12 protein-coding genes are annotated in these 14,800 nt (G+C 59.3%); 3 read left to right on the plus strand and 9 right to left on the minus strand.

The features are described 5' to 3' along the window. Positions 1 to 345: 345 nt before the first annotated feature. Entirely contained in the window at positions 346 to 582 is a 237-nt protein-coding gene (locus GIW28_RS29340) for a DUF6124 family protein (protein WP_236447866.1), read from the plus strand. 271 nt (positions 583 to 853) lie between these two features. Here the strand turns inward: GIW28_RS29340 and GIW28_RS29345 are convergent, their stop codons facing one another. The 9 genes from GIW28_RS29345 to exaC form a co-directional block, all read right to left on the minus strand. After that, complete coding sequence (locus GIW28_RS29345; RefSeq protein WP_099547575.1) at positions 854 to 1,624, minus strand: LexA family transcriptional regulator; 771 nt, start codon at positions 1,622 to 1,624, stop codon at positions 854 to 856. Positions 1,625 to 1,838: 214 nt separating this feature from the next. After that, a complete protein-coding gene (gene ppa / locus GIW28_RS29350) occupies positions 1,839 to 2,366 on the minus strand; it encodes an inorganic diphosphatase (RefSeq protein WP_003176323.1) in 528 nt (175 codons plus the stop codon). A gap of 93 nt (positions 2,367 to 2,459) precedes the next feature. Continuing rightward, complete coding sequence (locus GIW28_RS29355; RefSeq protein ID WP_170038060.1) at positions 2,460 to 3,290, minus strand: zinc-dependent peptidase; 831 nt, start codon at positions 3,288 to 3,290, stop codon at positions 2,460 to 2,462. Positions 3,291 to 3,296: 6 nt separating this feature from the next. Beyond that, on the minus strand, positions 3,297 to 3,950 hold the full coding sequence (locus tag GIW28_RS29360) for a DedA family protein (protein ID WP_017136026.1): 654 nt from the start codon (positions 3,948 to 3,950) through the stop codon (positions 3,297 to 3,299). Between the two features lie 313 nt (positions 3,951 to 4,263). Next, positions 4,264 to 4,722, minus strand: a complete 459-nt coding sequence (locus GIW28_RS29365; RefSeq protein ID WP_017136027.1) for a GNAT family N-acetyltransferase — start codon at positions 4,720 to 4,722, stop codon at positions 4,264 to 4,266. 93 nt (positions 4,723 to 4,815) lie between these two features. Continuing rightward, complete coding sequence (gene eutC / locus GIW28_RS29370; RefSeq protein WP_017136028.1) at positions 4,816 to 5,649, minus strand: ethanolamine ammonia-lyase subunit EutC; 834 nt, start codon at positions 5,647 to 5,649, stop codon at positions 4,816 to 4,818. After that, on the minus strand, positions 5,646 to 7,040 hold the full coding sequence (locus GIW28_RS29375; protein WP_236447865.1) for an ethanolamine ammonia-lyase subunit EutB: 1,395 nt from the start codon (positions 7,038 to 7,040) through the stop codon (positions 5,646 to 5,648). The genes eutC and GIW28_RS29375 overlap by 4 nt, the downstream gene beginning before the upstream one ends. Before the next feature lie 64 nt (positions 7,041 to 7,104). Beyond that, entirely contained in the window at positions 7,105 to 8,538 is a 1,434-nt protein-coding gene (eat, locus tag GIW28_RS29380; protein WP_236447864.1) for an ethanolamine permease, read from the minus strand. Positions 8,539 to 8,722: 184 nt separating this feature from the next. Then, a complete protein-coding gene (gene exaC, locus GIW28_RS29385) occupies positions 8,723 to 10,243 on the minus strand; it encodes an acetaldehyde dehydrogenase ExaC (RefSeq protein WP_058420203.1) in 1,521 nt (506 codons plus the stop codon). Between the two features lie 271 nt (positions 10,244 to 10,514). Here exaC and GIW28_RS29390 point away from each other — a divergent pair, with 271 nt between their 5' ends. Further along, positions 10,515 to 12,425, plus strand: a complete 1,911-nt coding sequence (locus GIW28_RS29390; RefSeq protein WP_169987403.1) for a sigma-54-dependent Fis family transcriptional regulator — start codon at positions 10,515 to 10,517, stop codon at positions 12,423 to 12,425. Between the two features lie 171 nt (positions 12,426 to 12,596). Continuing rightward, positions 12,597 to 14,800, plus strand: a 2,204-nt coding sequence (locus GIW28_RS29395; protein ID WP_236490467.1) for a hypothetical protein, incomplete at its 3' end; no start/stop codon positions are given.

Genomic DNA, 14,800 nt, shown 5'->3' on the forward strand with positions numbered 1-14,800 from the left:
GTCGAGAATTAGGGGTGATTTCCAAGGGCCAGCAGGGCGGATCCCTTTCATTTGAAGGACGTTTCCTAGAGAATTCCAGGCGCTTGCGCCAGCTAAACTCCGCGACTAGGCTGCGTTCCGTCACTGTTTTTTCAGTGATCGGGTTTAGTCGCCCGGACTTCGCTAGGCGCACGCGCCATCCCAAAGCCAGGTGTTTCCTCACCTGCACTTTATGGTGGCTGTGCGCAGGGCACCTTCGGGTGCGCCGGTGCCTAGCGGCCGGTCGACTAACCTGCGTACAGCCGCCACCTCTGCTCGTTTAGTCGCGAAAGGACGGTGGTAACCACTTACTGCTAGAGGTTTTCTATGGATAACGTTGTTTCGGATTTGCCGTCATCGGCTGCGACTAAGCCATTTACTGTTAATGAAGAGCTCAGCTTTGAAGATGCCTGGGTGCGCGTGGCCGAGTTGCTGCAGTGCGCGGTGGCTACGTCGCAGGCGCTTGGTGAACCACTGGGGGCGCCGCATCGGGCGGTGATGCATTTGGTTGAGATGGCGAAGATGGTGGCGGATCGGGCTGTGGAGTGTTTGCAGCCGAGGTGACCCACCTTTGCTTATCCAATTGTCCAACAGCTGTTTGGACAATTGGTTTGTAATTTCTCACGGGCATTAAAAAGCCGGCTTGTGGCCGGCTTCTCGGGGACTGCCTCAGCTTGTTTTTGACAAACCTCACCAGCCTTCAAATCGCTCAGCCCACATCGAGTCGGGCTGAATAGTAGGGGCATCAGCGGGAACTCCTCCGCATCGCCGAGCAGGGTGGATAGCGCAAAGCCACCCTCTGCCAAATGTGGGCGGCATGATACCCATATTCACCTCATATGCCTACCTCCGGGTCCGATTTAGAGCCTTCCCAGCCCAGCAGGTGTTCGTCCAGTGGGACCGGTCTGCGGTTGTTCAGGGTGGACCACCAGAACACCCAGCCGACGATCCCGAAGTTCTGTTCAAAGCGTTGTTCGTGGGTGAGGTATTCGTCCGGGTGTTCGCCGGCGTTGTGGCTGCGCATGCGCAGGCCGCCGCCGGGGCGGTTGTAGAGGTATTTGATGCGGAGCATGCCGTCGTGTTCGACGGCGTAGATTTCGCCGTCGGTGATTTGGCTGCGGCCGCGGTCGATGGCGAGGGTGGCGCCTTGTTGGATGATGTCGGTCATGCTGTTGTCGACCATGTAGGCGCCTACCGCGCGGTCGGGGTGTACGTTGAGGGTTTCGAGGGTGTGCAGGGAGACGCGGATGCGTTCGCTTGAGGTGAATGTGGGGTGGAGGGCGATCTCCACGTCGATTTTTTCTGGGAGACGGGCGGGGCCCGTGAGGTACTTGCCGCTGTCTTCGCGGGTGGCGATGCCCTTGCTTGGGTCCGGGCCTTCCAGCAGGAAGTTGGCCGGTGGGTGTTTGAGGCCTTCGCCGGTGCGCAGCCAACGGCTGGAGACGCAGAGCAGTTCTGCGATCTCGTTAAGTCGGCCCATGGGCACGCCGCGCTTGAACCAGTTGTTCACGTGTTGAGGCGTGACACCACGGTTCTTGGCGAAGTCGGAGGCGGAAAGATGAACTTCCCGCAGTAACGCTTTTAGTCGATCACCTGATGTATTCATAAACGCAGAGTTTACTGGCCGGAAAAATACATCAAATAAACTATGCGTTGAGTTTCGCGTGTAGGGATTTGCTTAGTTGTAGTCTGATATGTCAGTTATCTAATCTTATTAAACGTTCCGAATTAAACATTGAACTTGGCGTTTAATTTTTCCCACAAAAAAAGCCCCGAATCGTCGGGGCTTTTTTGATTGCCGGGGCAATGAGGAGCGGGTATCAGCCTTTGTAGGCAGCGACCGACTTCATGATCTCGGCGCGGGCGGCGTCTGCGTTGCCCCAACCGTCGATCTTCACCCATTTGCCTTTTTCGAGGTCTTTGTAGTTCTCGAAGAAGTGCTTGATCTGTTCCAGCAGCAGTGGCGGCAGGTCAGTGTATTCCTTCACGTCCACGTACAGCTGGGACAGCTTGTCGTGTGGCACCGCGATAACTTTGGCATCGCCACCGCCGTCGTCGGTCATGTTCAGGATGCCGACTGGGCGCGCGCGAATCACCGAGCCTGGGGTAACCGGGTAAGGGGTTACTACCAGCACGTCGAGGGGATCACCGTCGTCAGCCAGGGTGTTAGGGATAAAACCGTAGTTGGCCGGGTAGAACATCGGGGTGGCCATGAAACGGTCAACGAACAGGCAGTCGCTGTCTTTGTCGATTTCGTATTTGATCGGCGCGTGGTTGGCCGGAATTTCGATGGCGACGTAGATGTCGTTCGGCAGGTCTTTGCCAGCCGGAATCTTGCTGTAGCTCATTGGGCGGTGCCCCCGTAGTTGGCCATGAAACATGGCCGGATTGGCCTAAAAGTGGCGGCGATTATAGGCATATTCTGACGCCGATGCCATGCGTCAGACGTCGTGTGGCGCCAGCGGTTCAGTCTGGTAGCGGGCATCGCCGGTTTGCAGTTGGTGCAGGCGGGCCAGCGGGTCCTGGCGATAGAAGCGGCTCAGTTGCGCGTACACCTGGGGGTAAGTGCCGACCAGTAAATCCGGGGCACTGAAGAAATACTCACTGGTGACGGCAAAGAACTCCGCCGGGTTTTCGGCGGCGTAGGGGTCGATGTCGGTCTCGGCGTCCGGGTTGGCATCCAGCTGGCGGTTGAGGTCGTCAAAGGCGCTTTGCATCACGCTGGCCCATTCCTGCACGCGCATGTCGTGGTGCAGCGGCGGCAGGCCGTTGGCGTCGCCGTTGAGCATGTCCAGCTTGTGCGCCAGCTCGTGGATCACCAGGTTGTAGCCTTCCCACTGGCCGCTGGCCAGTACGCCGGGCCAGGCGAGGATCACCGGGCCTTGCTGCCAGGCTTCGCCGCTGTGCTCACCGTCCCACTCGTGCTCGACGCCGCTGGCATCGCGATGGCGCTGGGGGCTGAGGAAGTCGTCGGGGTACAGCACGATTTCGTGAAAACCCTGATACCAGTCGAGGTCGCCCAGGTTCATCAACGGCAATTGTGCCTGGGCGGCGAGCAGCAGGCGCTGTTCCTGATGCAACTCGACGCCGGGCAGGGCGGTGAGGTGCTTTCCATTCAGGAACACCACGCAGGCTTCGCGCAGCCACTGGTCCTGCTCGGCGCTGATGCCGTCGAGGAAGGTCAGGTGGTGGCGCACCCGCTGCCAGGTGTCATCGGCAATCGGGTGCTTGGCCAGCAGGCGCCGGCGACGCCAGGCGCTGAGGGACCACATCGCGGGTTACTGCGGCTTGGCTTCGGAACTGCGGCCAAAACGGCTGCGGACCACGCCGATGATCATTGGCACCAGCGACAGCAGGATGATGAACACCACCAGCAGCGAGAGGTTCTTTTTGATAAACGGCACGTTGCCGAAGAAGTAACCCAGGGTGACCAGGCCGCCAACCCACAGGATGGTGCCGAACACGCTGAACCCAAAGAAGCGCGGGTAAGGCATTTTGGCGATACCGGCCACGAACGGTGCAAAGGTACGCAGGATCGGCAGGAAGCGCGCCAGGGTCACGGTTTTGCCGCCGTGTTTGTCGTAGAAGTCGTGGGTTTTTTGCAGGTAGTCGCGGCGGAAGATTTTCGAATTCGGGTTGCTGAACAAGCGTTCCCCGGCCGTTCGTCCGATCACGTAGTTGGTACTGTCGCCGAGGATGGCTGCCAGCATTAGCAGGCCGCCCAGCAGGACCGGGTCCATGCCGCCGCCTGCGGCGACGGCGCCGGCGATAAACAGCAAGGAGTCACCGGGCAGGAAGGGCATGACCACCAAACCGGTTTCGCAAAAGATAACCAGGAACAGAATGGCGTAGATCCACACTCCGTAGTTTCTTACCAGCATGTCGAGGTACACGTCGAGATGCAGAATAAGGTCGAGCGGGTTGAAATCCATGGATGGCACCTGTGTGAATGGCCCGACTCAGCGGGCCTGTGCGGAAGCTACGGGTAAGTTAGGCTACAAGGTTATGTCGCGATTCTTACAACTCTGAGAGGTCCGCATTATACGGATTAAGAGGTGAAAAGCGTGTTGGTTTTGTAGCGGGGAGTGTCGCTGGTAGCAAGGCCCCACACCGACCTAAATGTTGCTCAGATGTAAATGTGGGAGCTGGCTTGCCTGCGATAGCGGTGGGCCAGCAAATGATGCATCCGCTGATACTTCGCTTTCGCAGGCAAGCCAGCTCCCACAGTGGAGCGCTGGTGTTTTCTCAGTCCTCACTGATCGGCAGCACGTAGTTCTTGAACTCCGTATCTTCCCGAAAGCCGATCGACTCATAGGTCTTCTGCGCCACTTCATTGTCACTGCTGGTCGACACCCGCAGCCGCACGGCCTGGGTCTCCTTGGCCATCTTCTTCGCGGTGCGCATCAGGTTGTCGGCCACCAACTGCCGGCGGGCATCTTCGGCGACGTAGATGTCGTTGAGGATCCACACGCGTTTAAGCGACAGCGACGAAAAGCTCGGGTACAGCTGGCAGAATCCCAGCAACCTTTTGTCGTCATCATCCGCCAGGGCCAGGTAGATCACCGACTCCTTGCGGCGCAGGCGCTTTTCCAGAAAGGCCCGCGACGAATCCGGGAAGGGCAGCGCGCCATAAAACTCACGGTACTTGACGAACAACGGGGTCAGCAGGTCCAGGTGTTCCAGGGTCGCTTGAGTAATCCGCATGCCAGGCCTCAACTTCCAAATGGGTGTATGACCACACAAGCGGCCGTGACTCGATGCTGCCTAATGACGCAAAAAAGCGCAATCGTGCAGCTATCAGTCATTGGGTGGGCTGAGCAGGAAATTGCCTTTCATCAGGTCAGGATCATCCGATTCAATGGTCTGAACCTGCGCCTCGTCCTTGAGGTTGACCCCCGACAGCTGCCGACGACATGCCTCTTTCATCAAATAAAGCAGGCGATGGGCGGCCATGCCGTAACTCAGGCCCTCCAGTCGTACGTTGGAGATGCAGTTGCGGTAGGCATCGGTGAGTCCGACCTTGGGGTTGTAGGTGAAATACAGCCCCAGGCTGTCCGGCGAGCTGAGGCCCGGCCGTTCGCCGATCAGAATCACCACCATCTTGGCCCCGAGCAATTGGCCGACTTCATCGGCCACTGCCACGCGGCCCTGTTCCACCAGAATCACTGGCGATAAAGACCAGCCTTCAGCCTGGGTCTGTTCCTCCATGCGTGTAAGAAACGGCAGCGTATGTTTATGCACCGCCAGCGCCGACAGGCCATCGGCCACCACCACGGCCAAATCCACGCCGCCTGGGTTGGCGGCGGCATAGTCGCGCAGGCTCTGGGCTGACTCATCACTCAGGCGTCGGCCCAAATCCGGGCGTTGCAGGTACATGTGCCGGTCCACCGCAGCGCTGTGCAGCAACAGGCTGTCACGCCCGCGCTCGGCCATTTGGCTGCTCAGGCCCGCATGGTCGAAGGGCAGGTGTACCGCATCGCGCGCCTGGGCGTGGGCGAACTGAAAATCCAGCTGCGCGTTGGTGGGGATGCTGGTGCCGGTGCGGCCCAGGGCAATGCGCGCAGGCGTGAGGCGGCGCAGTTCCAGCCACGGGTTGTCAGGCAGGTCGAGTTGCACAGGCGGCTCCTTCATCCTAATTGCTTCAAGGCGTGGCGAAACGCCGGTGGCAGGCTGTTGCCGAAATGCACCTTGCCGTCGGCTTGGGTGAAGATGCCCATTTTCGCCAGCCACTGCTCAAACTCCGGCGCCGGCTTTAAACCCAATGTTTGCCGAGCGTACAGGGCGTCATGGAACGAGGTGGTCTGGTAGTTGAGCATGATGTCGTCGGAGCCGGGGATGCCCATGATGAAGTTGATCCCGGCCACGCCCAGCAGGGTCAGCAGCGTGTCCATATCATCCTGGTCGGCCTCGGCGTGGTTGGTGTAGCAGATATCACAACCCATCGGCACGCCGAGCAGCTTGCCGCAGAAGTGGTCTTCGAGGCCGGCGCGGATGATCTGCTTGCCGTTGTACAGGTACTCCGGGCCGATAAAGCCTACAACCGTGTTGACCAAAAACGGCTTGAAATGCCGCGCCACGGCGTAGGCGCGGGTTTCACAGGTTTGCTGGTCGACGCCAAAGTGCGCGTTGGCCGACAAGGCGCTGCCCTGGCCGGTTTCGAAATACATCAGGTTCTGGCCCAACGTGCCGCGATTCAGGCTCAAACCCGCTTCGTAGCCTTCTTGCAGCACGCTCAGGCTGATGCCGAAACTGGCGTTGGCCGCCTCGGTGCCGGCAATTGACTGAAACACCAGGTCCAGCGGCACGCCACGGTTGATGGCCTCGATGGAGGTGGTCACGTGGGTCAGCACGCAGGCTTGGGTGGGGATTTCGTAGCGCTGGATGATCGCGTCAAGCATCTCCAGCATGGCGCAGATCGAGGCGATGCTGTCGGTGGCCGGGTTGATGCCGATCATCGCGTCGCCGTTGCCGTAGAGCAGGCCGTCGAGAATGCTGGCGGCGATGCCTGCCGGTTCATCCGTCGGGTGGTTGGGTTGCAGGCGGGTCGACAGGCGCCCGCGCAGGCCCATGGTGCCGCGAAACTGGGTGACCACGCGGATCTTCTGCGCCACCAGCACCAAGTCCTGCACTCGCATGATCTTGGAAACGGCGGCGGCCATCTCCGGGATCAGCCCGGGCGCCAGGGCACGCAGGGTATGTTCGTCGGCCGCATCACTGAGCAGCCAGTCGCGCAGGCCGCCGACGGTGAGGTGGCTGACGGCGCTAAACGCCTGCTTATCGTGGGTGTCGATGATTAGCCGGGTGACTTCGTCGCTTTCGTAGGGGATCAGCACTTCTTCGAGGAAGTGTTTCAACGGGATATTCGCCAGCGCCATTTGCGCCGCAACGCGCTCGCCGTCGTTTTGCGCCGCCACACCGGCCAGGAAGTCGCCGGAACGCGCCGGGCTGGCCTTGGCCATCACGTCCTTGAGGCTGTCGAAGCGGTAGGTCTGAGTACCTACCGCGTGGGTAAAGCTTGCCATACAGTGTCTCCTTGGCGACGCGGGCTGCCCGTGAGTAAGGCGCCCGCATCGAGGTTTACGGCAGTTAGTGCAAGGCGGCCTCTGCGGCCTGGATCGCCGCGAATTCCTCTTCGGGCGTGCCTGCTACCAAGTGATGCCGGCTGTAGAAAGCAAAGTAAGCAATTAATACTCCATAGATGATCGCAGCGCCAATCACCACCCGTGGGTCCACCAGAAAGCCCGCTACCACGGCCACGCAGGCCAGTATCAGGGCGATGCCGGAAGTGAAAATGCCACCCGGCGTGCGGTACGGGCGGTCCATTTTGGGGCGGCGGACGCGCAACGTGATGTGCGCGGCCATCATCAGCACGTAGGAAATGGTCGCGCCGAACACCGCCACCAGAATCAGCAAATCACCCTGGCCCGTCAGCGACAGGCCGAAACCGATGATGCCGGGGATTACCAACGCCAGCACCGGCGCTTTGCTTTTGTTGGTCTGCGACAGCTTGCGCGGCAGGTAGCCGGCACGGGACAAAGCAAAGATCTGCCGCGAATAGGCGTAGATAATCGAGAAAAAGCTCGCGATCAGCCCGGCCAGGCCAACCAGATTGACGAAGCTGCCCATCCAGGTCGAGCCGCCGTAAGACAAGGCCAGCGCTTCAACCAGCGGGTTACCTGATTTGATCAGCGCGTAGGTGCCGGCGCCGCCGGGCGCAATCACCAGAATCAACAGGGCAAAACTGGTCAGCACCACAATGGCGCCGATCAATCCGCGGGGCAGGTCGCGTTTGGGGTTCTTGGTTTCTTCGGCGGCCAGGGGCACGCCTTCAACTGCGAGGAAAAACCAGATCGCGTAGGGAATCGCCGCCCACACGCCAACATAGCCAAACGGCAGGAAGGTGCTGGCGCCCTTGGCCTCGGTCACCGGCATGTCGAGCAAGTTGGCGACGTTGAAGTGCGGCACCATCGACACCAGGAACACCCCCAAGGCAATCGCAGCGACGGCGGTGATCACAAACATCAGCTTCAAGGCTTCACCCACGCCAAAGATGTGGATGCCGATAAAGATGATGTAGAACGCCAGGTAAATCATCCAGCCGCCGATGCCGAACAACGACTCGCAATAGGCGCCGATAAACACCGCGATGGCGGCGGGCGCGATGGCATATTCGATCAGGATGGCGGTGCCCGTGAGGAACCCGCCCCAAGGGCCGAACGCGCTGCGGGCAAAGCCGTAGCCACCGCCGGCGGTAGGAATCATGGAAGACAGTTCGGCCAGGGAGAAACACATGCACAGGTACATGGTGGCCATCAGCAAGGTGGCGAGGAACATACCGCCCCAGCCGCCCTGGGCCAGGCCGAAGTTCCAACCGGCGTAGTCGCCGGAGATCACGTAGGCAACGCCAAGGCCGACCAGCAGCACCCAACCGGCAGCGCCTTTTTTCAGTTCGCGTTGTTGGAAATAGTCGGTGCCGACTTTTTCGAAGTCGACGGAAGAGCCAGTGGGTTCGCTAGGCATGGGGAAGTACCGTCCGTTGTTATTATTGTGTGTAGCAAGCGAGATCGTTCCCACGCTCTGCGTGGGAATGCATCCCGTGACGCTCTGCGTCACCTTGCACCCGGCTTGAGCCTTGTGCAGACATCGGGACGCGGAGCGTCCCAGGCGGCATTCCCACGCAGAGCGTGGGAACGATCGGGGAGGGTTAGAAAAAGCCCAACGGATTAATGTCGTAGCTCACCAGCAGGTTCTTGGTCTGCTGGTAGTGATCCAACATCATCTTGTGGGTCTCACGGCCCACACCGGACTTCTTGTAGCCACCAAACGCGGCATGCGCCGGGTACAGGTGGTAGCAGTTGGTCCACACGCGGCCCGCCTTGATCGCGCGGCCCATGCGGTAGGCGCGGTTGATGTCGCGGGTCCACACGCCGGCGCCGAGGCCGAACTCGGTGTCGTTGGCAATCGCCAGGGCTTCGGCTTCGTCCTTGAAGGTGGTGATGCTCACCACCGGGCCGAAGATTTCTTCCTGGAACACGCGCATCTCATTGGTGCCCTTGAGCAGGGTCGGCTGGATGTAATAACCACCGGCCATGTCGCCGGTCAGTTGCTCGACCTTGCCGCCGGTGAGCAGTTGCGCGCCTTCGCCCTTGGCGATTTCCAGGTAGGACAGGATCTTGTCGAACTGCTGCTCGGACGCCTGGGCGCCGACCATGGTGTCGGTGTCCAGCGGGTCGCCGCGTTTGATCTGCTCGACCTTCTTCATCACCACTTTCATGAAGTCGTCGTAGATCGACTCTTCAACCAGCGCACGGGATGGGCAGGTGCACACTTCGCCTTGGTTAAAGAACGCCAGCACCAGGCCTTCGGCGGCTTTTTCGATAAACGAAGGTTCGGCTTTCATGATGTCGGCAAAGAAGATGTTCGGCGACTTGCCGCCCAGCTCGACGGTGGACGGAATAATGTTCTCGGCCGCCGCGTGCATGATGTGCGAGCCCACCGGCGTGGAGCCGGTGAAGGCGATCTTGGCGATGCGCTTGCTGGTGGCCAGGGCTTCGCCCGCTTCTTTACCGAAGCCGTGCACCACGTTCAGCACGCCCGGCGGCAGCAGGTCGCCGATCAACTCCATCAGCACGTTGATGCCCAGTGGGGTCTGCTCGGCAGGTTTGAGCACCACGCAGTTACCGGCGGCCAGGGCCGGTGCGAGTTTCCACGCGGCCATCAGCAGCGGGAAGTTCCACGGGATGATCTGGCCGACCACACCCAGCGGCTCGTGGAAGTGGTAGGACGCGGTAAGTTCGTTGATCTCGGCGCTGGTGCCTTCCTGGGCGCGGATGCAACCGGCGAAGTAGCGGAAGTGGTCGGCGGCCAACGGGATGTCGGCGTTGAGGGTTTCACGCACGGCCTTGCCGTTGTCCCAGGTCTCGGTGATGGCCAGCAGTTCGAGGTTCTGTTCGATGCGGTCGGCGATTTTCAGCAGCACCAGCGAGCGGTCCTGGGCCGAGGTCTTGCCCCAGGCGTCAGCGGCGGCGTGGGCGGCATCCAGTGCCTTGTCGATGTCTTTGGCAGTGGAGCGCGGGAATTCGGCGATGGGCTTGCCGTTGACCGGCGAGGTGTTAGTGAAATAGTTGCCGTCCACCGGTGCAACGAACTCGCCGCCGATGAAGTTGCCGTACTTGGCCTTGAAGGAAACGATCGAGCCTTCGGTGCCGGGATGTGCGTAACGCATGGTGGGTATCTCCTGCTTTTATGTTTATTGGAGTACAGCGGTGTTGCGCGTGATAAAGCGTAGAGCAAAGGTTGGGCCATCGCTTTACACACCTGTTAAATCAAGGGTTTGAGCTTTGTTGCGAGGCGTTACGGTGACAAGGCTGGCACAGACGGTGTGACAGTTTGTGCCATAAGCGATACACCCTGTGACCGGTGGGTCGGCGCGGGATTGCAATGGCCGGATGGCTGGGGGATGCTGGCTGCTCTCACGCAGGGAGAATAATAAGAACATGCACAACGATCATTTCAGTCGCCATGCTCAACAGGTCCTCACCGTCACCCGCGGGCAAGACCTCGCCCACGGCCCCGGCAGCGACCCGTCCATCGCCCGGTCCTGGTTGCGGTGCCTGGAGGACTATCACCTCGACCCCGCGCTGACCATGGCGCCCACCGTGCTGGAACACGGGCGCCTGCTGGAAAGTCGCGAGCGCTTGCAGCAAGTGCTGCGCATTGCCGGCAGTGAGATGAACAGCCTGCATCAACAACTTTCCGGCGCCGGCCATGCGGTGCTGCTCACCGATGCGCGTGGGGTGATCCTCAACTGCGTTACCGCGCCGGCCGAGCGCAAGGTGTTCGAGCGTGCGGGGCTATGGCTGGGGGCCGACTGGAGCGAGGCGTGCGAGGGCACCAATGGCATCGGCACCTGCCTGGTGGAGCGCCAGTCGCTGACCATTCACCGCGATGAGCATTTTCGCGGCCGCCACACCGGTCTGACCTGCTCAGCGAGCCCGGTGTTCGATCCCCATGGAGAACTGCTGGCCGTGCTGGATGTGTCTTCTGCACGTGAGGCGGTGTCGCGCCAAAGCCAGTTCCACACCATGGCGTTGGTGAACTTGTCGGCCAAGATGATCGAAAGTTGTTACTTCCTGCGCCATTTTGAAAAGCACTGGCTGCTGCGCTTTCACTTGCAGGCGGAATCTGTGGGGTTGTTCAGCGAAGGGCTGCTGGCCTTCGACGGTGACGGACGTATCTGTGCGGTCAACCAGAGCGCCCTGAACCTGCTGGGCCAGGCGCGGGGCGGTTTGCTGGGGCAGCCGGTGGAAGCGTTTTTCGAATGCTCGCTGGACCAGTTGCTCGGCCGCGCCAGTGCCAATGCCACCGCCAGTTGGCCGTTGCGTACGCGCGATGGCCGGCATTTGTTCGCTGCGTTGCGTGGTCAGGCACGGAGTACACCGCCGGCGCCGATGGCCAAGCCCGAGGCACCGCGCCTGCCGGGCATCTGCCTCGGCGACCCGGTGTTACAGAGTGATTTTCGCAAGGCCCTCAGGGTATTCGAGCGCGACGTGCCCCTGTTGATCAACGGCGAAACCGGCTGTGGTAAAGAAGCCTTCGCCAAGGCGGTGCATCAAGCCAGCCAGCGCGCCGACAAGGCTTTCGTTGCGCTTAATTGCGCCGCCATCCCGGAAAACCTGATTGAAAGCGAGTTGTTCGGTTATCGCGGCGGCAGCTTTACCGGCGCGCTGAAAGAAGGCATGCGCGGTAAATTACAGCAGGCCGATGGCGGCACCCTGTTTCTAGATGAGATAGGCGACATGCCTTTCGCGTTGCAAACCCGTCTTTTAAGGGTGCTGGAAGACCGCGTGGTGGTGCCCATCGGGGGCGCGCCGCAGGCGGTGGACGTCAGAATCATCAGCGCGACCCACCGCGACCTGTTAGCGCGTGTTGCCGACGGTAGCTTCCGCGAAGACCTTTACTATCGCCTCAACGGCCTTGAGATTGCCGTGCCGCCCTTGCGCGACCGCAGCGACAAAGCGCAGTTACTGGCGTTTTTGCTGGCGGAGGAAGCCGCAGGGCAAGCGGTGGTGCTTGATGAGCCAGCGCGGCGCGCTTTGCTGGACTACGCCTGGCCGGGAAACATTCGGCAATTGCGCAACGTGTTGCGTACTTTGGCGGCGTTGTGCGAGGACGGGAAAATCAGCGTTGAAGACCTGCCGCCCATCATTCGCCAACCGCGCCCCGTGAGGGCTTTAGAGCCCCAGCAGGGGGGCGTTCTGGACGATGCAGAGCGTGTAGCGTTACTCAATGCACTCAAACAGCAACATTGGCACATGTCCCGCACGGCAGAAAGTTTAGGCGTGAGCCGGAATACGCTTTACAGGAAGTTACGTCGGCACGGAATTGAACGTTGTTCACACGCGTGATCTGCACGTTGTTACTGCAGCCCTCATAGTGCCCGCTTTTAGTCACCGATGAGAGAAGTGGGTTGAAACGTTTGGATAAACCTTGCCTGATGTTTTTTGTGTGATTTGTACAGTTGTGAGCCACTCAGTCTCTGAATAGTTACTTGTTTTTATTCGGGTTCGGGTGTGGAAATGACAAATATTGAAGCAGTAAAAGTATCACCCATCTTATCCAGTACAGGGGCCGATGAGCCTCCTGCGGCTGGCGCCAGGGTTAGCACCGATAAAGCACATGATGAACGCAACACGGATGCTCAGGTGCCTGACACCCCCGAAACCCGGGCGGTGGCTGACGCTCAGTTGGCGAGGCCCTACGCGTTAGCATTAGCGACGCGCTCCTTTCACACCTCAATGGGGCCAATGGATGTTCAAGTGCCTGCGCAGTCCACACTCGGTCGTTGGCGGACCCAATTGGACGACGCCTTTAAAAGCCGGGGGTTTTTATCGTGGGCGAAAGAACAGGGCCTTGATAGCAAAAGCCTCAAAGTGGATCCGTTCGCCGGGGAATTGACGGGAATTGTAAATGGCAAGATCCACACTTTTTCCTTAGAAGACAATTCGGGTTGGTCGGACATCTCCAGGGTGCTGTTGTCGATTGCCAGGGTGATCGCTCCAAAGCCTGGGCAGGCGTTCAGTTATCCTTGGCCGGGCGGTAAGGTGCCGCTGTACACGGTGGGTCGATTTTACGCAGAACCTATCGATCTCTCCCCTTCGCAAGCCGCCGCGCATCGAGAGAAATTGAAGGCCGGGTCAGCGTTTGAGTTCGCACCTGTGGGTCATGCGTCCCAGCGATCTGTCGAGGCGTTAGTGGAGCAGGGCGAGGCGCTGGGTGATGACGCTAATCGTCATGCACTTATCGCGGCCCTGAACGCCCAGGTCGACGATGCTGAAGGGAAAATAGATCTGAATAACGTTATGGTCCCGATTGACCGACGTTCAAGTTTATTTATCAAGGAGCAGCGCCGGGAGATAAGTGTTGCTCAGATGCTCGAAAATAAGGGGCATAAGCTACCTGGCAACCGTGCGCAGGCGCTTGGCTTGGCGAACGCACTCTCCTTTGACCTTGCCCATCGGATGCCTGGGGCCGACGGTGGGGGCGTCAGGCATATTGCGGGACTGCTGAATAAAACCGCGTTGCGCAAGATGAAGGCGGTAGTGGATCCGTGGAAGTTGAAACATGCAAGCCCGGCTCCTGATTCTCACGCAGGAGCCGGCAGTTTTATACGTAGCCTGATGAACAGGCCTGGGGCGCCTGCCCAGAAGATGATTCTGGACAATCCCTCATTGGCATTGGACCAGCTCATTCGGACGCCCGATGCACAGACGTTGGGCCTGGACATACAAAAAAGAATCAGCTCAGCAGAGTCGCCGACCGGTGCGATTGAGGCATTGACTGCGGCGCTCTTGCAGGACCTTGATCCTAACCCGGATAAGTCATGCTTCAACGTGGCGGGTTATAACCTCTATCAACGCGACAATATGGGGGCTAGCGCTTCTGAGATTGTTAAACGTTTTACGACTTATCTTGAAACTAAGCTGGGCGCGGATGTGGCCCCTCTTGCTGCGCAGCAATTACTGTCCGCCGTCGCCCCTGAACTCAAAGTAAAAAATATTCCTCCCGAACTTGTTTTTGGGTCTTATACGTGGGCGGAATTTTCAATAGCGGTTGCACTGGTAGAGCAGGAAGATCGCGGCGGCGCATCGGGAAACATGACGTTTCGTCAAATAGTGGACTATGCCGATGTGCAACTTAATATCCTTGAGGATGAGGACGCGTTAGCAAGCATGTCGATCAATCCGCTTAGGGCGTGGGGGGGCGCTAACAAGGTGATAAAATACAGCCCCGACGGTCAATATACGCCCGAGGAGGTTGAGCAATCACAGCGCGTGTTAAAGAAGCAGAAAAGGGAACTGGAATGGGCACGCACTGAGTTGTTGAAGCCGCCACCGACGCGGGAGTCGGAGGCGCTGTCTGAGTTCAAACGGGTGTACCCGGATGTTGATCCGACCAAGACAACCTTATGCAGTGTCATGGATAGCCGTTATATCGTATCGCCACTTGATGTCTATATGACCAAACCTTTTGAGCCAGACAGGTGGAAGTCACGTGATGAAAAGGAGTTGCCTTGGACGCAGATGAAGTCTCGCTTTTCTGAGCTTGATAACAATATCGGCCAAACGTTTGCTGAGAAGTTTGAGGGCTATAAAAAGACTCAGGCCGCGGGGTGGGCTATTCAGTTCAAATATCAGGCGTCTTTGCTGTCTATGGCTGAACAGGAGCGTATAAGTCAATCAACTGTAACGTTCATGCGAGTGTCTCGTCCTTTTTTGGGCAC

This window comes from Pseudomonas sp. PA-5-4B, from assembly GCF_021606215.1.
Classification (GTDB): Bacteria; Pseudomonadota; Gammaproteobacteria; order Pseudomonadales; family Pseudomonadaceae; genus Aquipseudomonas; species Aquipseudomonas edaphica.

What these genes read in the sequence shown, in the direction of transcription:
- exaC (WP_058420203.1), bottom strand. Translation starts at nt 10,243, where the DNA reads ATGCGTTACGCACATCCCGGCACCGAAGGCTCGATCGTTTCCTTCAAG.
- GIW28_RS29365 (WP_017136027.1), bottom strand. Translation starts at nt 4,722, where the DNA reads ATGCGGATTACTCAAGCGACCCTGGAACACCTGGACCTGCTGACCCCG.
- ppa (WP_003176323.1), bottom strand. Translation starts at nt 2,366, where the DNA reads ATGAGCTACAGCAAGATTCCGGCTGGCAAAGACCTGCCGAACGACATC.
- eutC (WP_017136028.1), bottom strand. Translation starts at nt 5,649, where the DNA reads ATGAAGGAGCCGCCTGTGCAACTCGACCTGCCTGACAACCCGTGGCTG.
- GIW28_RS29360 (WP_017136026.1), bottom strand. Translation starts at nt 3,950, where the DNA reads ATGGATTTCAACCCGCTCGACCTTATTCTGCATCTCGACGTGTACCTC.
- GIW28_RS29340 (WP_236447866.1), top strand. Translation starts at nt 346, where the DNA reads ATGGATAACGTTGTTTCGGATTTGCCGTCATCGGCTGCGACTAAGCCA.
- eat (WP_236447864.1), bottom strand. Translation starts at nt 8,538, where the DNA reads ATGCCTAGCGAACCCACTGGCTCTTCCGTCGACTTCGAAAAAGTCGGC.
- GIW28_RS29355 (WP_170038060.1), bottom strand. Translation starts at nt 3,290, where the DNA reads ATGTGGTCCCTCAGCGCCTGGCGTCGCCGGCGCCTGCTGGCCAAGCAC.
- GIW28_RS29345 (WP_099547575.1), bottom strand. Translation starts at nt 1,624, where the DNA reads ATGAATACATCAGGTGATCGACTAAAAGCGTTACTGCGGGAAGTTCAT.
- GIW28_RS29390 (WP_169987403.1), top strand. Translation starts at nt 10,515, where the DNA reads ATGCACAACGATCATTTCAGTCGCCATGCTCAACAGGTCCTCACCGTC.
- GIW28_RS29375 (WP_236447865.1), bottom strand. Translation starts at nt 7,040, where the DNA reads ATGGCAAGCTTTACCCACGCGGTAGGTACTCAGACCTACCGCTTCGAC.